25 protein-coding genes and 3 riboswitches are annotated in these 25,902 nt (G+C 43.2%); of the genes, 18 read left to right on the top strand and 7 right to left on the bottom strand.

What is annotated here, in order from left to right; all coding sequences use genetic code 11:
• Positions 1-225 (bottom strand): hypothetical protein, encoded by a 225-nt coding sequence (locus tag BLV00_RS12855; protein ID WP_093045389.1) that lies wholly within the window; start codon positions 223-225, stop codon positions 1-3.
• 145 nt (positions 226-370) lie between these two features.
• Between BLV00_RS12855 and BLV00_RS12850 the strand changes: the two genes are divergently transcribed.
• Together BLV00_RS12850 and BLV00_RS12845 are read left to right on the top strand one after the other, a co-directional pair.
• The gene (locus BLV00_RS12850; RefSeq protein WP_245728968.1) at positions 371-1,069 is read left to right on the top strand and encodes a VCBS repeat-containing protein; all 699 of its coding nucleotides are present in this window, start codon (positions 371-373) and stop codon (positions 1,067-1,069) included.
• 195 nt (positions 1,070-1,264) lie between these two features.
• The gene (locus tag BLV00_RS12845; RefSeq protein WP_093045388.1) at positions 1,265-1,861 is read left to right on the top strand and encodes a hypothetical protein; all 597 of its coding nucleotides are present in this window, start codon (positions 1,265-1,267) and stop codon (positions 1,859-1,861) included.
• A 107-nt stretch (positions 1,862-1,968) separates the two neighbouring features.
• Here the strand turns inward: BLV00_RS12845 and BLV00_RS12840 are convergent, their stop codons facing one another.
• Both BLV00_RS12840 and BLV00_RS12835 read right to left on the bottom strand, forming a co-directional pair.
• Positions 1,969-2,694 carry a toast rack family protein gene (locus BLV00_RS12840; RefSeq protein WP_176791532.1) on the bottom strand — a complete coding sequence of 242 codons (726 nt, stop codon included), beginning with the start codon at positions 2,692-2,694 and terminating at the stop codon, positions 1,969-1,971.
• 174 nt (positions 2,695-2,868) lie between these two features.
• Entirely contained in the window at positions 2,869-3,291 is a 423-nt protein-coding gene (locus BLV00_RS12835) for a hypothetical protein (protein WP_093045386.1), read from the bottom strand.
• Between the two features lie 177 nt (positions 3,292-3,468).
• On the opposite strand from BLV00_RS12835, the gene BLV00_RS12830 reads away from it, so the two are divergent.
• The 6 genes from BLV00_RS12830 (at position 3,469) to BLV00_RS12805 (ending at position 10,698) form a co-directional block, all read left to right on the top strand.
• The gene (locus BLV00_RS12830; RefSeq protein WP_245728967.1) at positions 3,469-5,055 is read left to right on the top strand and encodes a multicopper oxidase family protein; all 1,587 of its coding nucleotides are present in this window, start codon (positions 3,469-3,471) and stop codon (positions 5,053-5,055) included.
• A gap of 285 nt (positions 5,056-5,340) precedes the next feature.
• Positions 5,341-6,879, top strand: coding sequence for a BCCT family transporter (locus tag BLV00_RS12825; protein ID WP_093045385.1), 1,539 nt, complete (start codon positions 5,341-5,343; stop codon positions 6,877-6,879).
• Positions 6,880-7,213: 334 nt separating this feature from the next.
• On the top strand, positions 7,214-7,846 hold the full coding sequence (locus BLV00_RS12820; RefSeq protein WP_218131904.1) for a hypothetical protein: 633 nt from the start codon (positions 7,214-7,216) through the stop codon (positions 7,844-7,846).
• 80 nt (positions 7,847-7,926) lie between these two features.
• Entirely contained in the window at positions 7,927-9,357 is a 1,431-nt protein-coding gene (locus tag BLV00_RS12815; protein ID WP_093045383.1) for a bifunctional metallophosphatase/5'-nucleotidase, read from the top strand.
• A gap of 148 nt (positions 9,358-9,505) precedes the next feature.
• Entirely contained in the window at positions 9,506-9,721 is a 216-nt protein-coding gene (locus tag BLV00_RS12810; protein WP_176791529.1) for a DUF2187 family protein, read from the top strand.
• A gap of 212 nt (positions 9,722-9,933) precedes the next feature.
• Positions 9,934-10,698: an STAS domain-containing protein gene (locus tag BLV00_RS12805; RefSeq protein ID WP_093045381.1), complete on the top strand. Its 765-nt coding sequence runs from the start codon at positions 9,934-9,936 to the stop codon at positions 10,696-10,698.
• A gap of 156 nt (positions 10,699-10,854) precedes the next feature.
• Here BLV00_RS12805 and BLV00_RS12800 read toward each other — a convergent pair whose 3' ends face one another.
• The 3 genes from BLV00_RS12800 to BLV00_RS22010 form a co-directional block, all read right to left on the bottom strand.
• Complete coding sequence (locus BLV00_RS12800; protein ID WP_093045380.1) at positions 10,855-12,054, bottom strand: MFS transporter; 1,200 nt, start codon at positions 12,052-12,054, stop codon at positions 10,855-10,857.
• 6 nt (positions 12,055-12,060) lie between these two features.
• On the bottom strand, positions 12,061-12,486 hold the full coding sequence (locus BLV00_RS12795) for a MarR family winged helix-turn-helix transcriptional regulator (protein WP_093045379.1): 426 nt from the start codon (positions 12,484-12,486) through the stop codon (positions 12,061-12,063).
• 116 nt (positions 12,487-12,602) lie between these two features.
• Entirely contained in the window at positions 12,603-12,746 is a 144-nt protein-coding gene (locus BLV00_RS22010) for a hypothetical protein (protein WP_176791525.1), read from the bottom strand.
• A 545-nt stretch (positions 12,747-13,291) separates the two neighbouring features.
• Here BLV00_RS22010 and BLV00_RS12785 point away from each other — a divergent pair.
• From BLV00_RS12785 to BLV00_RS12765, 5 genes are all read left to right on the top strand, one after another.
• Entirely contained in the window at positions 13,292-14,257 is a 966-nt protein-coding gene (locus BLV00_RS12785; protein ID WP_093045377.1) for an AAA family ATPase, read from the top strand.
• A complete protein-coding gene (locus BLV00_RS12780) occupies positions 14,254-15,519 on the top strand; it encodes a DUF58 domain-containing protein (RefSeq protein WP_093045376.1) in 1,266 nt (421 codons plus the stop codon). Before BLV00_RS12785 ends, BLV00_RS12780 begins: the two co-directional genes overlap by 4 nt.
• On the top strand, positions 15,516-17,729 hold the full coding sequence (locus BLV00_RS12775; RefSeq protein WP_093045375.1) for a transglutaminase TgpA family protein: 2,214 nt from the start codon (positions 15,516-15,518) through the stop codon (positions 17,727-17,729). Before BLV00_RS12780 ends, BLV00_RS12775 begins: the two co-directional genes overlap by 4 nt.
• A 32-nt stretch (positions 17,730-17,761) precedes the next feature.
• A riboswitch (purine riboswitch) is annotated at positions 17,762-17,863 on the top strand.
• An 87-nt stretch (positions 17,864-17,950) separates the two neighbouring features.
• Positions 17,951-19,492, top strand: a complete 1,542-nt coding sequence (gene guaA, locus BLV00_RS12770; RefSeq protein WP_093045455.1) for a glutamine-hydrolyzing GMP synthase — start codon at positions 17,951-17,953, stop codon at positions 19,490-19,492.
• 79 nt (positions 19,493-19,571) lie between these two features.
• A riboswitch (purine riboswitch) is annotated at positions 19,572-19,673 on the top strand.
• A 149-nt stretch (positions 19,674-19,822) separates the two neighbouring features.
• Positions 19,823-21,157 carry an NCS2 family permease gene (locus tag BLV00_RS12765; protein ID WP_093045374.1) on the top strand — a complete coding sequence of 445 codons (1,335 nt, stop codon included), beginning with the start codon at positions 19,823-19,825 and terminating at the stop codon, positions 21,155-21,157.
• A 114-nt stretch (positions 21,158-21,271) separates the two neighbouring features.
• On the opposite strand, the gene BLV00_RS12760 is transcribed toward BLV00_RS12765, so the two are convergent.
• The gene (locus tag BLV00_RS12760; RefSeq protein WP_093045373.1) at positions 21,272-21,697 is read right to left on the bottom strand and encodes an Hsp20/alpha crystallin family protein; all 426 of its coding nucleotides are present in this window, start codon (positions 21,695-21,697) and stop codon (positions 21,272-21,274) included.
• Between the two features lie 144 nt (positions 21,698-21,841).
• On the opposite strand from BLV00_RS12760, the gene BLV00_RS12755 reads away from it, so the two are divergent.
• The 5 genes from BLV00_RS12755 to purB all read left to right on the top strand — a co-directional run bounded on the left by BLV00_RS12755 (position 21,842) and on the right by purB (position 25,875).
• A complete protein-coding gene (locus tag BLV00_RS12755; RefSeq protein WP_093045372.1) occupies positions 21,842-22,393 on the top strand; it encodes a DUF2179 domain-containing protein in 552 nt (183 codons plus the stop codon).
• Positions 22,380-22,583 (top strand): NETI motif-containing protein, encoded by a 204-nt coding sequence (locus BLV00_RS12750; RefSeq protein ID WP_093045371.1) that lies wholly within the window; start codon positions 22,380-22,382, stop codon positions 22,581-22,583. The genes BLV00_RS12755 and BLV00_RS12750 overlap by 14 nt, the downstream gene beginning before the upstream one ends.
• A 69-nt stretch (positions 22,584-22,652) precedes the next feature.
• Positions 22,653-22,753, top strand: a riboswitch (purine riboswitch).
• A gap of 190 nt (positions 22,754-22,943) precedes the next feature.
• Complete coding sequence (gene purE, locus BLV00_RS12745) at positions 22,944-23,435, top strand: 5-(carboxyamino)imidazole ribonucleotide mutase (RefSeq protein WP_093045370.1); 492 nt, start codon at positions 22,944-22,946, stop codon at positions 23,433-23,435.
• Positions 23,425-24,549, top strand: coding sequence for a 5-(carboxyamino)imidazole ribonucleotide synthase (purK, locus tag BLV00_RS12740; RefSeq protein ID WP_093045369.1), 1,125 nt, complete (start codon positions 23,425-23,427; stop codon positions 24,547-24,549). The genes purE and purK overlap by 11 nt, the downstream gene beginning before the upstream one ends.
• 33 nt (positions 24,550-24,582) lie before the next feature.
• Positions 24,583-25,875 (top strand): adenylosuccinate lyase, encoded by a 1,293-nt coding sequence (purB, locus tag BLV00_RS12735; protein ID WP_093045368.1) that lies wholly within the window; start codon positions 24,583-24,585, stop codon positions 25,873-25,875.
• Positions 25,876-25,902 lie beyond the last annotated feature (27 nt).

The raw sequence follows: 25,902 nt of genomic DNA, 5'->3' as shown, positions 1-25,902 counted from the left end.
TTAATATAGTGGCTGTTGATCCGGACAAAGTGGAAATCCATGTATATCCTGAATCGTATACATATCGTATTGTTTTAAAGCGAATTGAGCTTGGTATAAGTATTCGATAACGAGCAGTTTGCCGTCAGAAAGCCCGCATAAAATTCCTGAAGTCCCTGTTCCATCCATGAATGAAACTCCAATCGGCTGTCCATATAAGTATTGAATTTTCTGTTGCCAAGGCATAGCTGACACTCCTTCCACTCTATTGTATAACTTTTAGAGGATCTAAGTGCCTGTATGAAGTGGTGAACATGGATACAGTTGCGTGCATAGGTTATTGCATCCATGCAGGGAGCCTTATATGAATAAATATTATTTTAACCCAAACATGAGAGTTTCTGGTGTGGTCGCTTCTGTAACTGGTGATGTAAATGGTGACAAGATCCCCGATATTGTTTACGTGACCGGCTACAGAGAGTCAGATGTTTCCATCATACAAAATATGACACTCGGCATCCGGGATGGAGCGACAGGAGTTTCTGTGAGTATTCCCTTGAAGGAAAATATGGGATATGATCCCACACTGTTTTTAGGGGATTTTACCGGTTATGGAATCAATGATATTTTAATTTCCATTCCTACAGGTGGAAGTGGTGGAATGACAAATGACTATATATTCTCTTTTGTAAATAACGAAGCCCGTTTATTGTTCGACTCTGAGGTATTTAACCAGGCGTATCAATATGAGGTTACGTACCAGGATAATTACAAGGTTGAAATATTAAGCAAAAGAAATAACACAAGGTATCTGATCGATTTGTCACTGAGAGATCCAGGTTATTTAAATGAAATTTACGATACAAATGGGAAGCTGAGGTCGCCTGTCAGTGGATGGGTAGATCCCATAAGCGGCTTATATCCAATTGATTTTGCATTTGATGATGTGTATGAAATCATTGCCTATCAGCAGATTGCTGGAACCTATCATGCAGATACTTTAGGCACTATTCAAAACAGATTAAAATGGAATGGTTATATGTTCGTATTGGACTATCAGGATTTAGCCATTTATGGTTCTCAAGGATAGGTGGAATTCAAATAACTCCGTGCCTTTGGCTCCATGAGACAGTTTTCTTTAAAGTGATTTCCACTTACTTAAACGCTGGATATTAACAGCAACTTTTCTATCATTTTTCAATTAGGCGGGCAGTTATCTAATAACCCGCCTTTTTCGTATGCTATTATAACTATAATCATTCCTATTAAAGGAGGGTGCCTTACCATGTTTACGCTGAGTAAAGCTATATACATGCGGTTAGAGGATATCCAGGAGGAGAAAAAGCAGCTTCGGGAAATGCTGAATCAGCTTACCAAAGAACAGCAAGAACTGATCGCTCGACTGGAGCGGCTGGAGGAGAAAAAAGGGAGCGGCGATGATCCTGCTGCCGTAATAGCGACTTTTGACGAAGCTGATAACGATTTGAAAGAGTTGAATCCAAATATTCCTGAAGATAAAGTGGTAGAAAAAGCGACACACAAAACCAACGATCATTTACCAAATGCAGCGGCAAAAAATGATTATATTCTTCCGACAGATCCAGAAGCGGTTTCAGAGGATGGAACAAAACGCATGAGTTATAAGGAATTGACCCGTATTTTAATTAACTATGCGAAGGAACATAACAATCAGGTGGATCATGAAGCATTTGAGCAATACCTGATCGATCACTACAATTTCACCCCGGAAAACTTTTCGCAAATCATTTGGAGAGCGAGAAAAGAGGATTCGCGATTAAGAAGCTTAATCAGTGGAAAGAGAAAAATTACGGTATTAGATACCAGTATTACAAATCAAAGAGAAAAGCTCTACGATCAATAGACCGGAGAGCTGAGCTGATTCTATTTATAGGCGAACTTATACTATTACTCTATTATATTGATAACGATATGAAAGGGAACTTCTACACGCTGGAAGTTCCTTTACTATTACTTCACCTCTAAAGTAATATCTCCAACCCCCATATCGATATCAATCTCCATAACTACGTCTGCTCCATTTTCATACGCTTCATTTACATAGGTACCGTCACCTTTGACGATGAGGTCTTCGATGTTCAAATCACCTACGCCTTTATCTACTTTCAGTTTGACTCCGATTTCCTTAGGGAGGTATATTCTGTTCGCACCGACCCCGGAATCGATACTTGTGTGAAAGCTTTCTTTTCTTTCCCCGGAAAGATCTAATGTGACGTCTCCAACGCCAGTATCAATATCCAACTCTGTCAAATTCAACTCACGTAAATCCAAGTAGGAATCGGAGACGCCGGTCTCTACATTAAGGTCAGTTGGGACTTCTTCGTTCAATTGTATCTTCCACTCACTTTTCTTATTGAACCCGAAAATATTTACCTGGAACCATTTCCGTTTTTCGCTGATGTCTATATGGCCTTCTTTCCCGCTTCGCTTGTAGGAAACGACAGCCTCTTTTTTTGTATTATCATATTCGAATTGACCTTCCACCCACTTCTTTGTACCTGGTGAAACGTTCAGACTTCCAACTCCCATTTCCAAATCTACAGTTAAAGCTTCTGCGTCGTCTCGTTCTACAACTTTTTCACTTTTTCCTTCTTTAGCCCCCACCATTTGATAACCGGTGAACAATAGAATTCCAGCACTCACCACTGCGACGGATAACAAAAGCCCCTTTTTCATAAACATCGCTCCTTTAATCATCTATCTTCATTATAGATCTTTTATAGGGAATAAATAACGGCTTCAGGTATAAATTCATCTAGATCTAGAGTCGTATTGTTCGTAAAGGTGTTTTCAGGGGGTTAAAAAATCCTCTCCATTTTTGGAGAGGATTTGGCATGAATGTCAGGAACCTTATAATCCCTTGATCAGCATTTCGTTGAGTTCCCGGACTTTATCATAGGATTCCTGTAAATTTACTGGCACCAATGTTCTTCCATATTCCCAGGCATTCGTTTCTATTTCAGATTTTAATTCGGCTATTTCATCATCTTCTCCATACTTAAGCGTCCTTAAATCGTGTTTGTGTTTCTTGAAGGTGTGGTAATAACCGATTTCATGGCATAGCATGATTTTTACGAAGTTTTCATCAGTTTCCTTTATTTTAATTTTACTGATATACCCGTTTACTTCAAGATAATTGAAACTTATCGTATTAGTCGATACGTTATAACTCATCGGTGCAGGCAAATTGTTGTTCGCTTCATAATTAATATCTAAATTGTGTTCTTGGAGTGTATTTTTTATGATTTCTTCAATATCCCATATATATAGCATCTAATTAATCACTGTCCTTTAATTACTTATTTGTCTCCGTATAATAGTAATATAAATTTACAATATTCACAAAATTTACCTCACCCATTTCTCCCTGATTAAAACAGAGCTTTGTATAGAACGAGCCTTATCCCGCATAAATCATAATATACACGAAAAAGAAAAGGGGGCCTTCACTTGAAGAGGTTGATCAGGTTCATTGATAAATTACCGATTCCTCCGACCCTCAAACCTAAACAACGGGCTAAAAATGATATATATTATGAAGTACGGATGCTTCCATTCAAGCATTCTTTTCATGCTTCTCTTAAACCTTCTTTAGTATGGGGATATGAAGCTCAATACCCTGGTCCTACCATCGAAGTGAAAAAAGGGGAACACGTAAAGGTGAAATGGATAAATGCACTCCCTTCTAAGCATTTGCTTCCAGTAGATAAAACAGTACATGGAGCCGAACCGGATAGTCCGGAAGTAAGGACCGTTGTTCACTTGCATGGCGGTCATGTGCCACCAGAAAGCGACGGCTACCCGGATGCCTGGTTTACAAGAGATTTTAAGGAAACAGGACCTTTTTTCACCCAAAAAATCTACGATTATCCTAACCAACAAAGGGCTGCAACACTTTTATATCATGATCATGCAGTAGGGATCACACGTCTGAATTTCTATGCCGGCTTAGTAGGTTTTTATCTGATTCATGATGATGAAGAAAGAGACCTTACCCTCCCTAAAGGCAAATACGATATCCCGCTTTTAATACAGGATAAATCTTTTCTTGAGGATGGCTCACTTTTTTATCCAAGGAAATCTGAAGACCCGGCTGTAACTGTTGACCCTTCGGTTGTACCTGAATTCTTTGGAGATTTTATGATTGTTAATGGGAAGGCTTATCCTTTTTTAGATGTGGAACCGCGTAAATATCGTTTTAGGATTGCCAATGGAGCAAATGCGCGGTATTTCCGTATACGTCTGGATTCAGGGCAGCCTTTTTTCCACATTGGGACAGATGGAGGTTTATTTGAAAGGCCAGTTCAAGTTGAAGAAATATTGCTCGGACCTGCCCAGCGTGCCGATGTTATCCTTGATTTTTCAGGTTTGCGAGGAAAAAAGATTGTGTTGACCAATGATGCGCCAACGCCTTTTCCGGAAGGAGATCCAGTAAATGTGGAAACGGCCGGACAAATCATGCAGTTCAGAGTTTCCTTGCCCCTTTCAGACGTCGATAAGAGTTCGATTACTGCTGAATTAAGTCAAATTCAATATCTTTCAGAAACCCAAGCCACAAAAATAAGAGACTTGCCACTTGTTGAGACAAAGGATGAATATGGGAGACTTTTGCTGTTATTAGATCATAAACGGTGGAATGATCCGATTTCAGAAAGACCACACCTTGGTGGTATTGAAGTTTGGCGCCTGATTAATGAAACAGAGGATACACATCCTATCCATCTTCATCTAGTTCATTTTCAGATTCTGGATCGCCAGCCTTTTGATGAAGAACATTTTGAGGAGAAGGGGGAAATTCTTTTTACCGGTGATCGCAAACCTCCAGAGCCAAATGAACGGGGATGGAAGGATATCGTAAACGCACACCCAGGAGAAGTGACGAGGATTATCGCCCGTTTTAAGCCTTATACAGGGCGTTACGTTTGGCATTGTCACATATTAGAACATGAGGACCATGAAATGATGCGGCCTTATGAAGTTCAAAAATCAAAAATGTGGTCTTCATTATTAGCCAGAATAGAGCGCTTATTTAAATGATGGAAGTTTTATTTGGTCCAGTCGATGTATCTATAAAATAAGGTATAGAACTAGATATCCGAACATTTCATCAATCGAAAAATGGTGAGACACCAGGCGGTAGGATAACAAAATTTGTATATACAACCTAATTGTAATTTGGCTCCAGTCATCCCAGGACTCGGAGCTTTTGTTATGGATAATAATGGATGGTTGCTGATATTAAGTTTTCGTTAAAAATATTGGTTTTAGGGTACTAGGGATAAGGGAACCATTACGAAGCGAGAGAAAATAGAGGAGGATTCGATGAATAAGAAGAAGCTGATTGACTACTCAATATTTGTTCCAGCATTACTAGTCATCATTGCTATCAGTATTCCATTAACCTTATATGAAAAAGAGTCCTTAGAATTACTCAATTCTATTTTTGACTTTATCGTTGAGGTGTTCAGCTGGGGGTATCTCTGGTATGGAATTATCTTAGTAGCAGCAGGGCTGTACTTATCATTTTCTAAATATGGGCAAGTGGTACTGGGGGATCCGAAAGAAAAACCCCGGTTCACTCTCTTTGAATATGCATCCATTTTAATTGCGATGGGTGTCGGTTCGACCATCATGCGTACCGGCATGCTGCAATGGACATCGGTAGCGAACGACCCGCCTGCAGGGGTGGACCCTGGATCAGCAGAAGCGTTGTTATGGGGGAACTCCTACAGTATGTTCTTGTGGGGGTTCCAGGTTTTCGCTATCTTCGTTATGGCTGCTCCAGCCATGGGTTATATCCTTCATGTGAAGAAACGCCCGTTAATGCGTATCTCAGAAGCTTGCCGAGACATTTTTGGGGATAAGTTTACAGATGGATGGGGAGGAAAGTTCCTTGATATCTTATTCCTGATCAGTATCCTGGCAGGTGCTGCCGTAACATTAGGCCTTGGTGCGCCGATTATTACCCATAATTTATCCAACTTGTTAGGCATGGAAGTGTCATTCACTATGACCATCATTGTCACGATCATCTGGGTATTTTTATTTTCACTAAGTGCTTACTTAGGAATCGAGAAAGGGATCAAACGCTTAAGTACATGGAATATGTATATAGCCGGTTTTTTCGCTATCTTCATACTGATTGCTGGCCCAGGCGTATTTATCTTGAACTATTTCTCAGATAGTATTTCATTTCTATTGTCTAATTATATCAATCTTTCATTGAACACGGAGTCGGTACATCAAGGGAAAGCTTCTCATGTGCAAAGCAATACTGTATTCTGGTTTGCCTATAGTGCTACATGGGCTATGCTCCATAGTGTGTTTGCAGCCAAAATTTCCAGGGGACGGACAATCAAAGAAATGATTCTTACGTATCTCTTGGCCCCTACTTTAATCTCTTGGATTGCCACCGGTGTTCTTGGGGGATTAGGTGTCCATCGTTATCTTGAAGGGGACCTTGGTATTTTGAATTTTGTCGAAAATGAAGCAAGAATGGCAGCTATTCCGGAAATATTGGGTACACTGCCTCTTGGTAATATAGCTATTGTCATCTTTATGATCGTTGCACTGATTTTCTTGACCACCACACTGGATTCCACCACCTATACCGTAGCGGCTTATACGAGTACGAGGGATATGAGTAAATTTGAACCACCTAAAACACTGCGTATCGTGATCGCCGCTGTCATTACAGGTCTGGCATTGCTATTGATGCGTATCGGTGGCTTACCACCATTAGAAGTAATTTCAGGTCTGATGGGTCTGCCGATTATCTTCATACAATTCCTGCTCATCTATGCTGCGAAGCGGATGATCGACAAAGACCAGGCTTGGAAGCACAATATTAGAAAATCATAAAGTGATAAAATCTCTCATCAGTTCGCTGGTGAGAGATTTTTTTATAAGGCGCTGTTAAAGGTTGTGACTGATTCATCATAAGAGCCCTATTTAACAATAGGGCCGTAAACTCGAAGACTTAATTTCGATATTGGAGGAGATTAGGGGTGTTGGGGAAGGATTCGATTTCCCAGCCACCATCACCGCCACCTAAAGTCACGAAACTGTTCTTCATGTAAAGGGAGCTTAATTGCAAAATCAATACGGAGGCGTTTTCGCTATAAGTCCTTGGTGACAAGCCGGGTTCTTTCTAATGTGGATTCATTTTTCCTTCATAAAAAAGACTTATACTTGATTGTTAAAGGAAGTAGGTGATGAAGGTATGTTTATCCAACCATTGTTCGGAGTGAGAGTTGCACCGTTTATAATTGCAGTCATCATTTTCTGTTTTTTTACCGAAAAAGCGAAAAGTGAAAGAAAGAAAAGCATGGATTCCTTCATTTCACTTTTGGCGACGTGGTTCGTTTTATTTTTCAGTATCAAGTTTGTGACCAAATGGGAGATCTTCATCGATAATCCGATGGCGGTGCTTGCCTATCCCAGTGGAACACAAGAATTCTATATCGCTTCCGTTATATTAATGCTTGTCGCTTGGATCAAGCGAGCTGATCATCTGCCGCGATTCTATGATTATATACTCATGCTATCGATCAGCCTCTTCAGCTATACAGTGATTACGAGACTTGGTCTTGAAAACGGCCACTGGGTCGACCTTGTCCTAGCTGCAATCTTCCTTCTGGGAACATTGCTGTTTCGTAATCCTTATTGGCTGGTGGTGGGGATTGGTGTGATATCAGGAGTGACAGGGCTGTTCATTTATACTCCGACAATCCTGGGCTACCGGATGCACGCTGGCTTTTACTTGCTTATGGCTGGCCTTGTGCTGATACTGATCTTTCGAAAGAAAGAGGCAACGACAGGACAATAATCCAACAGGGTATGCATGATTTCTTTGATGTTAAAAACACTACGATTAGATTTGTTTGGAAATCGGAGGAGGAAGGGACCATGCAAAAATTGACATTGATTCAACAAAATGATACCCACGGATGTCTCGAAATGCACGATGAGCTTTATTGGCATGCGAATGGGCCTGTCTTGAAAAAGGCTGGCGGCTTTGCAAGGATTGCCAACTATGTGAAAGAAGTGAAACGGGAAAATGATAATGTTTTATTTTTTGATGGCGGCGATCTCTTCCATGGCACCCTTCCCTTAATGTCAAGTAAAGGGGAAGCAATTCTTCCTTTATTGGAACAGATGGAGTTGGATGGTTTCATTCCTGGTAATTGGGATTTCGCCTATGGCAAAGAACAGCTGAAGCACCTGGTGGGACACCTTCCTTTTCCGGCTCTTGCCTGTAATGTCTTAGATGAGGATACGGGCGAACCATTGCTCCATCCATACCTCATTAAAGAAATGCAAGGGGTGACAGCTGGTATTATCGGCTTATCATACCCTTATGTCGACATCACGATGCCTGGAAGTTTTTCGGAAGGACTTCAGTTTTCCAGAGGGGTCGAGGAAGTACGGGATATTGTAAATGATATGAAAGGAGAAGTCGACGTGGTGATATTGGTGAGTCACATGGGTCTCCCGCTCGACGCAAAGCTGGCGACACTGGTGAGTGGCATCGATGTCGTCCTTTCCGGGCATAGCCATGACAGAGTGACAAAACCGATTATTACTGGTGAAACGTTAATTGTCCAAGCGGGCTCGAGCTCTTCTTTTTTAGGTCACCTGGATATCACCATGGATAACGGTAAAGTAACGGATGCGGATTATCGATTGGTTGATATGAATGAAACTATTAGGGAAGATGGGAAGATGAAAGAAATCGTTCAGACAGCCATGGAACCTTATCGTATGGAAAGAGAAACGATAGCGGGGGACACGAATTCTATTTTGCACCGGATGACATTGAATGAAGCTCCGATGGATCGTTTTCTTACCGATGCTTATCGTCATGCGTTCGAATGTGATCTAGCTTTTTCCCATGGCTGGCGGTATGGCTCACCGAAGTCTCATGGTGCTTTATCGCTCGAAGATTTGTACAGCATCATACCAACTAATCCTGAGATGTTTACATTGGAAATGGATGGTCATACGCTGTGGCAAACCCTTGAAAACAACTTGGAGCAAGTATTCTCTGATGATCCATTTCAACAGAAAGGAGGCTACATCCTGCGCTCCTCAGGTTTGTTGATGACTTTTAAACCGTACAATCCAAAAGGTTACCGTATTCAAACGATGCAGATAGGCAGACAGGATCTTGATCTTCATAAAATTTATAAACTGGCAGGGGGAGGAAAACAGTTATTCAAAACGAAAGAGGCCCAGAAAACCTACAATGGAACCCATGCCATCGACGTGCTGCGAAGTTTTCTTAAGGAAAAAGGTCCTTATGAAACGGGGCAGATGGGAAATATCATTAGTGTATAAAACGGATAAACGGATCAGTTCTCGGGAAGCTGCTCCTTTTAATTTAAGATATGAATAACCGGTAGGTATCAAAAAGATGGAAATTTTCTATAAATTTGTTATAATGTCAGAAAACATCATATTCATTTCAATCGAAAGGATGTTAGCTATGGAAACCCCTGAAGGTCATGAAGCAAATATTGGAGATATCATTTCATTTAAATTGAATGGCGTCGATGCCAAAGGGAAAGTAGTTACTTCTTCCTGCCAGCGTTGTGTCATGGTGGACCTTAGCGTTATGGAGAACCTGGAAGATACAGGTTTCGAACACACGCATACCGTAGTAGCTCCAGGCAAGTATAAAGTGCTTCACTCATCAAAATGATAAATATAGTAAATGGAAACCAATCCATGGCTACGGTCATGGCTATACAAGTTAAAATGAAAAAAGTCTGTATCCAGCTATCAGAATGGATACAGGCTTTTTCTTATTGTATTTTCTGTTGCTTTCCTATGTTGTAGGTTATAGATATTTTTTAAATCAAGGTAAAAGGTATATAATGGTCATTACAAACGAGGTTAGGTAAGGTGATAAGTATGAAGGGTAATGGTGAAATTCCAGATAATATATCATTATTAAATACCTTAAACAGCATCGGAGAAAATATTTTGATTGCAGATAAAGATTATCATGTGACATGGATGAATGACAATGCGCTTGGGCTCTTTGCTGCAATAGCTCCTTTGTATGGACTTGAAAGAGCGGAAGACGTCATTGGGATGAATATGGACCAATTTCATGAAAACCCAGGATTTCAGCGAAAGATAATGGCACACATAGAGAATACCCATCGTGCCCGTATCAACATCCGTAATAATTTTGTAGCAGATATCGTCGTGACTCCGATAAAAAATGAGGAGGAATCTATTGATGGGTACGTCGTGATGCTGATGGATGTTACCACCAGGGCAGAAGAAGAAGCAAGGAAAGACAAACTGATCGAGGAATTGTCGACACCCTTGATAAAAATTTGGGATAAGACAATCGCAGTACCTTTGATTGGGATGTTCGACAGAGAGCGTTCTGAGCAACTGACTTCTATTATTTTAAAAGCGTGTGCATCGGCAGATATTGAATATGCCTTGATCGACTTAAGCGGCATGCATACATTTGATGAAGGGATAAGTCATCAAATCCAGCAGTTGAACAATAGCCTGACGCTGATTGGCACCGAGTGCATCATTGTCGGTATCACACCGAAGTTAGCGATGACGTTTGAAATACTTAATAATGAAATAGCAACTTTCCGTAATGCGCATGCCGGGCTGGAGTATATTATCAAAAAGTCTGGTCAGAATTAGATTTTTATAAAAAGAAAGGCATTAACAAAGTAGCTTCTCTCAGTTAAGAGGCTGCTTTGTAAATGCCTTTTTTTTCTATAGCTAAAGTTACTAAGCTCAGTGTTTACTAGACAACTGTTTAGAGCCCGAAACTTTTGATCAGCGGATACCTACCTTTTATGCAGGGCTGTCCTTTGGTGCATAACGAGGTTGTTTCTTTGTCTGGATGCAGAATAAAGCGATTACTACCAGCACGATAACCGCGCTTATGATGTAAAGCTGTTGGTATCCCGCCTGGGCGACGACCAGTCCCCAAATGAATGAGCCTGCAGCTATCCCGGAGTCATAGAACATGAAGAAGGTGGCGGTTGAGTGGCCGCTGCGCTTGATGGAAGCCGACTGGACAGCCATCGTCTGGAAACTTGGCAGCAGGGTTCCATAACCGAGCCCGATAATAGCAGCGGAAATAAGCAACATCCAGGCTGTGCTGGTAAAGCTGATGAATACAAGTCCGACTGCAAAGAGAAATAGACAAGGCAGAATCACAAACCTCGGTCCCTTAGTGTCAAAAGCCCTTCCTAAATATGGGCGTGAGAGCAGCATGGCTACCGCGAAAACCAGGAAGAAATAGCTTGCTGCCGATGATAGTCCGATAGCATTTGCATAAACGGATAGGAATGAAAGGATGCTTGAGTAAGATAATGCGACCAGGCTGCTGATTAAGGCGATCGGCACTGCCTTTGTCTCTATCAAATCATGCAGAGATAATTTTATCTTGTCCGTTTGCCGGCCTGTTTCGGTTGTTTTAGGTACGTTAACTAGAAAAGCGGATAGGGTTCCGCTAACCATAAATACACTTAACAGGATGAAAAGCAAATGGAATGGAGCGAACTGGAGTACCGTCAACCCGATAAACGGACCGGCAACTACGGCAAGATTCATAGCCATAGCAAAATATCCGATTCCTTCACCACGGCGTGATTCGGGAACGACATCGGCGGCAATCGCTCCGCTTACGGTAGTGAACAGGCCGAATGACAGACCGTGAAAAAGCCGAAGCCATAACAAAGGAATAAATTCCGTAATTCCTATATAAAAGAAGGTGGTCATTGTAAAAACCATGATGCCGGCGATTAACGTCTTCTTTTTGCCGATTACATCTATCAATTTCCCTGAAAAAGGACGGATAAGAATGGCTGCCACTAACATGGCGGTAACCGTCAAGCCGCCTTGGGCTTCTGTTCCGTTCATATCCTGTATTACATATATTGGAAGTGTGGTCAAAAGGGCATAAAAAGCCAGAAAGACCGTGAATTGTGTTAACGAGATACTGATGAAGCTCTTCGTCCAAATCGGTTCCCTCTTGCTTTGTTTCATGATGCGTTACTCTCCTTCTGTAGTAGCTAGTTTCCTTAGCAGATGTTGTAATTGTTGAATTTCCTCGCTGGACAGCAGCTGTGCCATTTCCTTTTCGGCTTGTGCTACTGCTTTATTGACAGCAGTGAACTTTTCTTTGGCCGCTTCCGTCAATTCGATGAGGCGCTCCCGCTTGTCCGCTCCGTGCTTCCTAATAGTCCAGCCGTTCTTTTCCATCCGGGACAGGGTGCGGGTAACGGTAGGGGCTTCTACGTTCAAGTACTTCCAAACTGCTGTTTGCGTCATTGGGCCGAATTGGTTCAGACAAAAAATAATGGACCATTGGGAATGGTATAGCCCATGGTCACTCAAAACGGTGTTCATTTCTTTAGTTATCATTCGGACCCGCTGATTCAATAGGTGGAATAACTCGCGGGTTTCATTGTCAGTCATTATATTCACCTCAATTTATTTACCTGGGTAACTAATTCATTACTTCAGTTTAATGATTTTGATAAAAAATGTAAACAAAAAGAGAAGCTCCCTTAAATAGAAGCTTCCCTGCATATTCATTTAAATAACTTTCGCATGATTTTCCCAGTTGCTTTTCCAGCTGCTCTTCTTCCGATTCTGCGGCCGATCTTTCCTTTTCTGACAGCATCGATATCATTCCAGACACGCGATACTTTATAAATGGTGGACTTCAAACTCAAGATACCCCCTCCTTTTTGAAAAGTTATGACGAGTAGTTGGGTTAATCATATGGTATAATTTATGAAGATCATTGCAAAGATTTAGTTTGTGAAATTTCGTCAGATTTTTCGAAAAGTAGGAGATAGAGTGAGATATTTTTCAAAAATGAAAATTGGCAGTAAGACCTTTTCCTTAACAGGCGTATATGTGAGGGAATGCAGTATCATTAAGATTACGGCTACTTCTCATTCCTTACACAGGATAGGACAGCTTTTGGAAGAACCCCTCCATCTATGGCGACTGGAGTTTGAAGGAGAAGGTTACCGGGAATCCATTCGCGGAAAATTCAGCATAGAAATGTATGACAATTTTATCCTGTTAAAAAATTTTCGTAACTTCAAGCTTAAACATGTGTGAAAAGCCTTATTTATAAGGCTTTTTTGTATTTTTACATAGATAGGTCTAAATGCGGTGAACTTTGTCCCATTAGGCAGGATATAGTATAGTTGAAATATACGGAAAATTAAATTTTCCAGGAGTTATCGAAGGTGAGAGGAGTCGACAAATGACCCAGCAATTATCCTTATATGAACCGAAAATTTCGGAAGTATTGAAAAATGTGAATAAAGTAATGGTAGGAAAGGAGGGGGTCACCCTCTTAAGTATGGTGGCCCTTATAGCAAAAGGACATGTCCTGTTAGAAGACGTACCAGGTGTCGGAAAGACCATGATGGTGCGGACAATCGCGAAATCACTGGACTGTGAGTTCAAACGGATCCAGTTTACCCCTGACCTGCTGCCGTCTGATGTGACTGGTGTGTCTATTTATAATCCAAAAGAAATGGAATTTCAATTCCGTCCAGGACCGATTTTGGGGAATGTCGTCCTTGCGGATGAGATCAATCGGACCTCGCCGAAGACTCAATCCGCTTTATTGGAAGGGATGGAAGAATCCAGTATCACGGTGGAAGGTTCTCCTGTGCCATTAAAAGAACCATTCTTTGTCATGGCGACCCAGAATCCGATTGAATACGAAGGAACTTATCCTTTACCGGAAGCGCAGCTGGATCGTTTCCTTCTCAAGTTGAATATGGGGTACCCGACAGTACAGCAGGAACGGGAAATGTTGAGTCGTACCTCAGGAGAACATCCATTGACCACTGTAGAAGCTGTGCTGACCAAGGATGAATTGATCGATATTCAAAATAAGGTGAAAGATGTCTATGTGGACGATACCATCCGTCATTATATCGTTGATATCGTAACGGCCACACGAGAACATGAGGGTGTTTATCTTGGTGTAAGTCCTCGTGGCTCCATTGCGTTGATGAAAGCTGCTAAAGCATATGCATTCATTCAGGACCGGGATTACGTTATTCCGGATGATGTGAAATATTTGGCCCCGTTTGTGATGCCGCACCGCATCATATTGACATCAGAGGCGGAGTTTGAAGGACATACACCGGAAGGCATCACTGCAAGTATCCTTGAAAATATAGCCATACCTGTACAAAGGACTAAACATGAATGAAACGCTGGTTAAGATTTACCCTTCAGTTATTGGTGATTCTGCTGCTGTTTGCGGTGGTATATTCCTATGCAATGTTCCAGGGTGGTTTTGTCAGCTGGTTTTTGTTTGCGGCTTTCTTTCCTTTTATCCTCTATATGCTACTGCTATTGGTATATCCGCTTGATAACTGGAGTATTTCCCGTCATTTATCCAAACGGATTGTCCAGGCAGGTGAGTCTGTTGAGGTTGAAGTCATATTGACCAGACGGACCCCTTTCCCACTCTTTTATTGTGTGCTGGAAGAGTATTTCCCTGATTCTTTGAAAAAGCGTGATACCCATATTGAAAAATTCCGCTGGATGGCTCAGCCTCAAAAAGTATTGGATGAACGAGTGATGAAACGAGTGGCATTTCCGTGGTTTCAACGATCCATTCGTTACCGGTATGAACTTGATCATATCCCGCGAGGCGAACATCATTTGAAATCGATCCGGATAAAAACCGGTGATTTTTTTGGTTTCATCAAAAAGGAACATATTTTTGAATCGGATCACATGCTGATCGCGTATCCTTACCGTCGTGATCTGCAGTTCAAAGAACAGGCGTACAGCTACCAGCAGGGAGCCAGTCCATCATTATCCCTTAGTGATAAGAACACAAACATTGTGGCTGGTGTACGGGAATACATGCCAGGGGACCGATTCCAATGGATCGACTGGAAAGCGACAGCTCGCAAAGATGCTATTATGACGAAAGAATTTGAGCAAGAAAAAAGTGTGGATATGCTGGTGGTATTGGATGCCAGCAGGCGAGCGTCACAAAATATGATCACCTTTGAAGGGGCAGTGGAATTGACCGATTCCCTCCTTGCCACGCTGCAAAAGAAGTCTTCCCAATTGTTGGTGAAGACGATGACGGATCGTACCGCTTCGTTTTCTTTACAGCAGAATAAGACGCAAATGGAAAATATCCGGCGTCACTTATCGACAATCATACCCTTAGGTCAGACCTCTTTCTCAAGGCGCTTAGCAAAGGAGCAGCACCAGCTCCCGGCAGGAGTGATAACGATGGTGGTGACCACCGCACTCGATGACGAGCTCTTAGAAGCACTTGTTCGCATGCAGCATAAAGCTAAACGAGTGGTTTTGTTTTTTATCAGTCCTTCAACAGAAATCACAGCTCACACACGCAAGCTGATGAAACAACTGGATTATCGGGACATCATCGTTAATCTATTAACCGAAGAAGAGCTGAGCAAGAAGAAATTCGAGGTGAAGGTATGACACTCTCTCGTAGTCAACAACAACATTATTATCAGCTGATCCTGTACCTTTGTGGATTTCTATTATTTTGGGAATGGATGCGCCCGTTAGAAAAAGTGACGGACACTCATAACCTGACGATTTTTGTGATTTATGCAGCATTCTGTTTTTTCATCTCTTTTTTACAGGTCAATTGGTGGCTTTCTATGCCATTGAAGTTTCTAGGACTTGTGTTCATTTTAGACGGATTGTTTCTATATGAAAGATTGTTCAGTAAAGAATGGTTTCTGATTGTTTATCAGCAGTTCGCTTATAACTTCGAAGTGATACTGGCTCAATCATGGGGGGAGATAACGGGGTTCTTCAGGAGCTTTTTGTTCGTCGTTCTGCTTTGGCTGATGAGTTACCTATTATATTTCTGGTTTGTCGTCGCCAAACGAATTTTCCTTTTCGTGCTGATGACCTTCATCGTCATTACTGTCATGGATACATTTACGGAGTATAACGGTCAGTGGGCGATCGTACGGACATTTTTAATCGCTCTTATCGCTCTTGGGGTGTCCAGCTTCTTTAAAGAAATGGAAAAAGAAGAGATTACCCTGATGGGGATGAACCGGTTGCGGCGGTGGGTAATCCCGATGTCTTCCATCATCTTATTATCCACGGTTGTGGGCTATGCCGCTCCGAAACCGGGACCGCAGTGGGCTGACCCCGTTCCTTATCTGGAGAGTGCAGTCGGTGGCAACAGTGGCACAGTTGGTAGCGGAAAAGGCATACAAAAAATAGGCTACGGAGAAGATGATACCAAGTTAGGCGGGGCTTTTATACAGGATGAAACACCAGTCTTCCAGGTGGCCGCTAAAAAAGAAAGATACTGGCGGGTAGAATCAAAGAATCATTACACCGGTAAAGGGTGGGAGAATACCCTTGAAGAAAATGTACGTCATGTTAATGGCGGCGACCTCGGAATCCAAACATTCACGGATGAAGTGGAAACCGAAGAACAATTCACCGTAGTCAACTTCACTAACGAAGCAGCATTAAAAAAATTGGTCTATCCCTATGGGACAGGAGAAGTGGTCGCCTACCCGGAAGAATTTCAATTTTATGTCAACCAGCCGACGGGTGAAGTCGAAACGCGAAAGAATGACAGGGCAAGTCAGATTCCTGGCTACCGGATGCGGATTAATGTTCCTTCTTATGCGTATGATCAGTTAAGGGAAGCGGGGGATGACGATCCAGAGGATATTCGCGCCACCTACCTCCAGCTACCGGATAACTTACCGAATCGCGTCAGGAATCTTTCCCGGCAAATTATCAAGGATGAAGATAACCGCTATGATGCCGTAAAAGAAATAGAAGATTACTTTTCTTCAAGCGGGTTTGAATACAATATGGAGAACGTAGCTGTGCCTGGAGAAAGTGATGACTATGTCGATCAGTTTTTATTTGAAACGCAGAAAGGCTATTGTGATAACTTTTCTACCTCAATGGTCGTCATGCTGCGCTCGGTCGGAATCCCGGCACGCTGGGTGAAAGGTTTTACTGGCGGGGAGCTGCATCAGTCAGATGTCGAGCTGGATGACGGCGAGTCATATAATCTGTATCAAGTGACAAATGGCAATGCCCATTCATGGGTAGAGGTCCATTTTCCTGGCATTGGCTGGGTGCCATTCGAACCAACCAAAGGCTTTTCAAACCCCACCGACTTTTATGTGGATACAGAGGGGACAGGAGATGGTACGGAGGAAGAAGATTCAGCGGATAGCACTACTCCTGAAACAGGAAATCCCCAACATCAAATGGAAATTGAGGAAGATTTCAATGAAGGGGAAAGTGGTACGGGAGCTGCTGGTGGTAGTGGTAACTTCTGGAAGTACCTTACCTTTGCTATTGCAGTAATTGGAATCGCGATTGTTTTATACGTCACAAGGTTCCGCTGGATGTCCGCCTTTTTGAAGCGTAGATATAAACATATTGGAGATGCAGCCACTTATCAAAAAGCTTACCAGTATCTACTGAAGGTCCTTGATAATAGAGGGATGCAGCGGAAGTCGAACCAGACACTCCGGGAATATGCCCGGGACGTAGACATGCGTTTCCAGACGAATGATATGAAGATATTGACGCACCATTATGAACGGATGCTTTACCGGAATGAACAACAATCCAATCAATGGGATAAGGTAACAGAATTATGGGAAAATTTAATTAACAAGGCATTGTCTTGATTCTTATCATCCCCATTGATAGAATGAATAAAAATTACAACCAAACACACCTTCATATATCCTCGATAATAGGGTTCGAGAGTCTCTACCGGGATGCCGTAAATGTCCTGACTATGAAGGCGGATTTCCAATGATGATAGTGGACTTCTGCCTTCCTATGTCCAGGGGCAGAAGTCTATTTTTTGGGGATTGAGCTTTTTGAAGAAAAGGGAGCTGAAGAAATGACACAGATGGACGACTTTATTCTTGTGCTGGATTTCGGAAGTCAATACAACCAGTTGATTACAAGACGAATCAGGGAATTTGGGATATATAGTGAGTTGCACTCCCATAAGCTGACCGCTGATGAAGTGAAAGCGATGAATCCGAAGGGAATCATTCTTTCCGGTGGGCCGAACAGTGTATATGGAGATAATAGTTTCCGTTGCGATGAAGAGATCTTTGAACTCGGTATCCCTGTTCTCGGTATCTGCTACGGGATGCAGCTGATGACGCACCACTTTGGGGGAAAAGTAGAGCGTGCAAACGAGCGTGAATACGGAAAGGCTGCTATTACACTGAAAGAATCCCAGCCTGTCCTTTTCCAGGATACGCCATTGGTTCAAACCGTATGGATGAGCCATAGCGACAAGGTGATCGAAGCTCCTCCAGGATTCACTACAGATGCTACCAGCCCTTCTTGTCCGGTAGCAGCAATCAGCGATGATGAACGGAAAATGTATGGCGTACAGTTTCATCCAGAAGTACGACATTCGGAATACGGAAATAATCTCTTAAAGCAATTCGTCTTCGCTGTCTGTGATTGTGAGGGAGACTGGACGATGGAAAACTTCATCGATATGGAAGTGGAAAAAATCCGCGAACAGGTCGGCGACCAGAAAGTACTGTGCGCATTAAGCGGCGGGGTCGACTCTTCTGTCGTTGCTGCTTTGATCCATAAAGCAATCGGCGATCAGCTGACATGTATCTTCGTTGACCATGGACTGCTGAGAAAAGGGGAAGCCGACAGTGTCATGCGCACCTTCCGTGACGGGTTTCATATGAATGTTATCAAAGTAGATGCCAAAGACCGGTTTATGAATAAGCTCGCGGGTGTGTCGGACCCGGAACAAAAGCGGAAGATCATTGGCAACGAGTTCATCTATGTGTTTGATGATGAAGCTGCTAAATTGAAAGATACCCATTTCCTTGCCCAAGGAACCCTTTATACCGATATTATCGAAAGTGGTACCGACACAGCGCAGACCATCAAATCTCACCACAATGTCGGCGGACTTCCGGAAGATTTGCAATTTGAATTAATTGAACCTTTGAATACGCTGTTTAAAGATGAGGTTCGTGTGCTGGGCTCTGAGCTTGGTGTCTCTGATGAGATCGTATGGAGGCAGCCGTTCCCAGGTCCGGGGCTTGCCATTCGTGTTTTAGGAGAGATTACCGATGAAAAGCTGAAGATTGTTCGTGAATCCGATGCAATTCTTCGTGAAGAGATTAGCAACGCCGGACTGGACCGGGATATCTGGCAATATTTCACGGTTCTTCCGAATTTCCGTTCTGTCGGGGTCATGGGAGACACACGGACTTATGACCACACGATCGGAATCAGAGCGGTTACTTCTATCGATGGTATGACGTCCGATTGGGCTCGTATCCCGTGGGATGTTTTAGAAAAAATTTCGACTCGCTGTGTCAATGAAGTCGAACATATCAATCGTGTCGTCTATGATATAACAAGCAAGCCGCCTGCAACTATCGAGTGGGAATAACGAACATTACCAATTTTTTTTTGATTAACATTCGGTTTTTGTGTTGACAATTGCCGGAAAGGCTCGTACGATAAAAGAGAAATTAATAACGTTACACCGTCGTATAATTTCGGGGATAAGGCCCGATCGTTTCTACCAGGCTGCCGTAAATGGCCTGACTACGCTGGTGAATTGGGCAAGTGGCCAAGGTGTATTTTGGGCTGCTGGTCTAATTCCCCCACGTCAGTTCAGCACTCCTGGAGAAGTTCCTGGAGTGCTTTTTATTTGCTTGAACGAGGCGCTGACGCTTTTGGGCATACGACTGGTTAAATATAGAGGGGGAGTATCACAATGAAGAAGTTTTTTAGATTCGAAGAGTTCGGAACAAATTACCGGACAGAATTCATGGCTGGTATGACGACGTTTCTGGCAATGGCCTATATTTTATTCGTCAACCCGGCGACCTTGGCACTTGTCGGAATCGAAGAGCTGCCTGAAGGCGTGACACGCATTGACCAAGGTGCGGTATTTACAGCTACTGCTATTGCTGCTGCTATTGGTACCTTGATTATGGGGCTGTTCGCCCGTTATCCGATTGCTTTAGCTCCGGGTATGGGACTGAACGCATTCTTTGCTTACACGGTTGTTTTAGGGTATGGAATTCCATGGGAAACCGCACTTGCTGGTGTTTTGGCATCTGGACTTATTTTTATTGTTTTAACACTGACCGGCCTGCGCGAAAGAATCATCAATGCTATTCCAGCCAATTTGAAAATGGCGGTTGGGGCTGGTATCGGGTTATTCATCGCCTTCATCGGTTTTCAGAGTTCGGGAATTATCCAGGCAAATGAAGCGACTTTGGTTGAACTTGGTGATTTAACCTCACCATCCGTTCTTCTAGCCATCTTCGGTATCTTCGCATCTGTCATTTTATTGTCACTGGGAATCAAAGGCGGAATTTTTTATGGCATGATTCTGACTGCTATCGCTGGCATGATCGTTGGGTTGATTGACCCGCCGAGTGGGGCCGGAGATGTCGTAGGCAGCGTACCAAGTATTGCGCCTACTTTTGGACAGGCTATCCTCCACTTTGGAGATATTTTCACGATTGAAATGCTGGTAGTCATATTGACGTTCTTATTTGTTGATTTTTTTGATACCGCAGGAACATTAGTTGCTGTTTCGACACAAGCTGGTTTTATGAAAGACAATAAATTGCCACGAGCAGGACGTGCTTTGTTCTCTGACTCTGCTGCAACCGTTGTGGGTGCAGTGGCCGGTACATCCACCACAACTTCCTATATCGAATCGACTGCAGGTGTTGGAGCCGGCGGACGTACAGGTTTTACTTCTGTCGTAACTGCCGGGTTTTTCTTATTAGCTCTATGGTTCTCTCCTTTGTTGGGAGTAGTGACCGCGGAAGTGACGGCCCCAGCGTTGATTATCGTCGGCGTGTTGATGGCATCTTCCTTGAAAAATGTCGATTGGGATCAATTTGAAATTGCTGTCCCTGCCTTTTTCACCATCATCGCGATGCCGCTGACGTATAGTATCGCTACTGGTATTGCGCTGGGATTCATTTTCTACCCGATTACAATGATCATGAAAGGGCGGATCAAAGAAATCCATCCGGTCATGTACCTGCTGTTTGTAATCTTTATTCTTTACTTTATTTTCTTGTCGTAAAAAGATTAGGGGATTAAAGGGTAGCGGGCGCCACATAACCCGAGAAGGACGCCAATAGAAATAACCAATGCTGCACGAAAGTCAGCATTGGTTATTTTTACAAGAGAGATGCACTTATTCTTCTTCCATATTAGTGATTTGAATCCGGTTCTTTTGGTTGGCATCTGAAATCAAGCGGTGGAGCTGCACGACTAACAATCCTTGTTTATAGGACGCGTGAATTTTATCGTCCCGGACAGGGTAGGGCAGTTCGACTTTACGATCAAAAGTCCCCTGCATGATTTCGCCTTTCAGCTGTTGGCCGCCTTTCTGATTGATTTCGACTATCCCTCTGACTTCTAGTGTGGCATGGTTCACGAAGACATCCACCTTATTCAAGTCCTTTAAACCAGGGATATTGAAAATGCATAGCAGTTCATTATCATATTGGTATAAATTCAGTTGGGGCAGCGGGGGCTTGACCAGTCCTTCAAAATCTCCCCAGAAATCATGGCCAAAAAAACGATCCAGATTCTTTTTCCAATCATCGAATTGATTCATGGTAATCCAGCCTCTCCCTTAAAATGTAAAAAAGATATTGTGTAGACGATTATTCGTGTTATATAGTGTATGCATATCTTTTGCCTGTGTGAATACCCAAATTATCAGGTGGGACGATAAGTTAATAGGTTTGGAGGGGCTGCCATGCTGGATAATGCCTTGGTCATGATCGCCATTATTTTAATCATCAATATCGTGTACGTGTCCTTTTTTACCATCCGGATGATATTGACCTTGAAAGGACAACGGTATTTAGCTGCTTTTATCAGTATGTTTGAGGTTGTTATTTATATCCTCGGTTTAGGCTTGGTGTTGGAAAATCTTGATCAGATCCAGAATATCATCGCTTATGCAGTCGGGTACGGACTCGGTGTCATTGCCGGTATGAAAATTGAAGAAAAGCTGGCACTTGGGTACATTACGGTGAACGTGATTTCATCCAGCCCGGACATTGAATTCACTCGTAAGCTCCGGGATAAAGGATACGGGGTTACCAGCTGGTTTGCCTATGGGATGGAAGGTGACCGGTTAGCCATGCAAATACTGACCCCTCGCAAGTATGAATTGAAGTTATATGAAACCATTCGTACACTTGACCCGAAAGCGTTCATCATTGCTTATGAACCGAAACAGATCCACGGAGGGTTCTGGGTCAAACAGGTGAAGAAGGGAAGGTTGAGTAATGGCAAAAAATAAGAAAACGCGCTTTGAAGTCCAGGAAGGTGAAACCATTGATCAATGCCTGGACCGGATGAAAAAGGAAGGCTACACACCGGTAAGAAGAGTAGAAGAGCCAATTTTTCAGGAAGTGAAGCGTGACGGCCAGAAAGCCTACGAACCGGTTGGACGGAAAATTGTCTTCCAGGCGATGAAAAACGAACGATAAAAATGATTGTGATTTTAAATGTTCGCCTTTGGCGTTGACAGCTATTCGAAGAAATTGTTATGATGGATGTAGAAATTGAATAGAGCACCTCATATAAGACGGGAATATGGCCCGTTCGTCTCTACCCGGCAACCTTAAATTGCCGGACTATGAGGAAGATGGATCATTGCAACTTTGCGATGGTTATATTCGGTATCCGCAAAAAGCGTCTACCCATCTTCTCTCAGTCGTAGAGAAGGTTGGATAGGCGCTTTTTGGTTTTCAGGCGAAAATCCGAATAAAAGTTCAAAAACAGCTACTAATAGCGTGAAAATTTAAAATTAGGCGCGAAGCCGTAAATTTAACGAAAAGAGGGATTTGATGGCTAGGGTAGGAGTAATCATGGGAAGCATTTCCGACTGGTCGACGATGAAGCATACATGCGAAGTTCTGGATGATCTCGGAATCGCCTATGAGAAAGAAATTATCTCCGCTCATCGGACACCGGAAGATATGTTCCGTTACGCAGATGAAGCAAGAAATAAAGGGTTAAAAGTAATTATCGCCGGAGCTGGTGGTGCTGCTCATTTACCGGGAATGGCAGCAGCCAAGACGACTCTTCCGGTCATCGGTGTCCCGGTTGAATCCAAGGCATTAAAAGGAATGGATTCACTATTATCGATTGTCCAGATGCCAGGAGGTGTCCCGGTCGCTACGGTTGCTATCGGTACAGCTGGTGCAAAGAATGCCGGACTGTTAGCTGCAGAAATTCTTGGTGCTTTTGATGATGAACTTGCGGGAAAACTAGCAGACTATCGTTCCCATATGAAAGAAAAAGTAAATGAGATGAGGAGAGAGCTTCATGACAGTTAGACTTAAACCGGGCCAGACGATTGGAATATTAGGAGGCGGACAGCTGGGACGGATGATGGCTGTAGCAGCGAAGCATATGGGCTACCGGATCGCTGTGCTGGATCCGAAACCTGATTGCCCATGTGCCCAGGTCGCTGACTATCATATCGAGGCAGCCTATGATGACCTGGAAGCTGCTGAACAGCTTAATAAGGTCAGTGATGTCATCACCTATGAATTTGAAAATGTCGACCTGAATGTGGCGAACATGCTCGAAAAGACGGGGAAGCTCCCGCAAGGGTCACTGCCTTTAGAAGTCACGCAAAATCGACAAAAAGAGAAACAAATCGCTGTCGAATCAGGTTTGAATGTGCCGGAATACGAGATAGTTCAAACGTTTGATCAAGTAGAAACAGCTATCCAGACTATCGGCTACCCCGCAATCATCAAAACGATTACGGGGGGATATGACGGAAAGGGACAGATGAAGCTGAAAAATGAAGGAGGTCTCTCAGAGGTAGAAACGTTTATCGCTCCAGACTCTACTTACATTATTGAAGCGTTCATCCCTTTTGAACAAGAAATTTCAGTGGTATTTACACGAAGTCAAACAGGAGACATAACTTATTTCCCAATTGCAGAGAATACCCACCATAACCAGATTCTTCATCAGACGCAGATACCGGCGGCAATCACCGAAAAAGTGGAAAATCAGGCTAAGGAAGCTGCAAAGACCTTAGCCGAGCATTTACAAGTAGTCGGCACATTTACCGTCGAACTGTTCGTAAAGGATGACCAGGTGTATGTCAATGAAATGGCACCTCGCCCACACAATTCCGGTCATTATACAATTGAAGCATGCAACGTCTCACAGTTCGAACAGCATATTCGTGCCATTTGCGGACTGCCGCTTTTGAAAATCCAATCTTTTCCGGCTGCGGTCATGATCAATATTCTTGGGAAACATCAGGAAGAACTTTTTGCTAAGCTGCCTCAACTTCATGACTTTCATCTCCATGACTACGGCAAAGAAGAAGCACGGCCGGCACGGAAGATGGGACATATCACGATGATAGGGGAGAGCTTAGAAGAGATTTTTCAACGGATAGAAGAAAATCAGCTTCCCACATGGTAAAGTGTTGGGTGGGACAGTTTTAGGAGGAGTAACATGATCGATCGTTACACACGTCCAGAAATGGGAGCTATCTGGACAGAAGAAAACAAGTACAATGCATGGCTTGAAGTTGAACTGCTTGCCTGCGAAGCGTGGAGTGAGCTTGGCATTATTCCGAAAGAAGATGTGGAGAAGCTGCGCCAGCATGCATCGTTTGACATCGAGCGTATCTATGAAATTGAAAAAGAAACCCGCCATGATGTCGTCGCCTTCACCCGTGCTGTTTCTGAAACGGTAGGGGAGGAAAGAAAATGGGTCCATTATGGGCTGACTTCAACAGATGTCGTTGATACCGCCCTTTCTTACTTATTGAAACAGGCGAATGAGATCATCCGTAAAGACCTGGTAAGCTTTATCGACATCCTGGCGGACAAAGCCCTGGAACATAAGCACACGGTCATGATGGGTCGCACACATGGTGTCCATGCCGAACCGACGACTTTCGGTTTGAAGCTTGCCCTATGGTATGAGGAGATGAAGCGTAACCTGGAACGTTTGGATCTCGCCATCGACCATATCGAAGTCGGAAAGCTTTCCGGGGCGGTCGGCACCTACGCTAACATCGATCCATATGTAGAGGATTATGTGTGCCGCAACCTGGGACTTAAGCCGGCGCCTGTATCAACGCAGACATTGCAGCGTGACCGTCATGCTCATTACGTTTCTACTTTAAGTTTGATTGCGACATCTATTGAAAAGATGGCCGTTGAAATCCGTGGGCTGCAAAAAACGGAAACCCGTGAAGTGGAAGAGTTTTTTGCAAAAGGCCAAAAAGGTTCCTCGGCAATGCCGCATAAACGTAATCCAATCGGATCTGAGAATATGACCGGAATGGCGAGGGTAATCCGCGGTGAAATGATGACTGCGTTTGAAAATGTCGCTCTCTGGCATGAACGCGACATTTCTCATTCATCCGCGGAACGTGTCATCTTGCCGGATGCGACCATCGCGATTAATTACATGCTCAATCGGTTTGGAAACATCGTCAAAAACCTGACCGTATTCCCAGAACAGATGAAAGCCAACATGGAGAAAACCTACGGCTTGATTTTCTCACAGCGGGTGTTGCTGACATTGATTGATGAAGGCATGGTACGTGAAGAAGCTTACGACTTGGTGCAACCGAAGGCGATGGAAGCCTGGGAGCAAGGTATTCCATTCCGGGAATTAATTGAAGCAGACGAAAAAATAACATCAACACTGTCCCCTGAACAAATCGACCAATGCTTTGATTACAACCATCATTTGAAAAACGTAGACCGTATTTTCGAACGGATTGGATTGTAGTCGACTGGAGGGGAGGAACACATGGTG

The organism is Thalassobacillus cyri (assembly GCF_900107755.1).
Classification (GTDB): Bacteria; Bacillota; Bacilli; order Bacillales; family Halobacillaceae; genus Thalassobacillus; species Thalassobacillus cyri.
The sequence above is the reverse complement of the archived record's forward strand: the minus strand, read 5'-3'. Positions and strand labels throughout refer to the sequence as shown.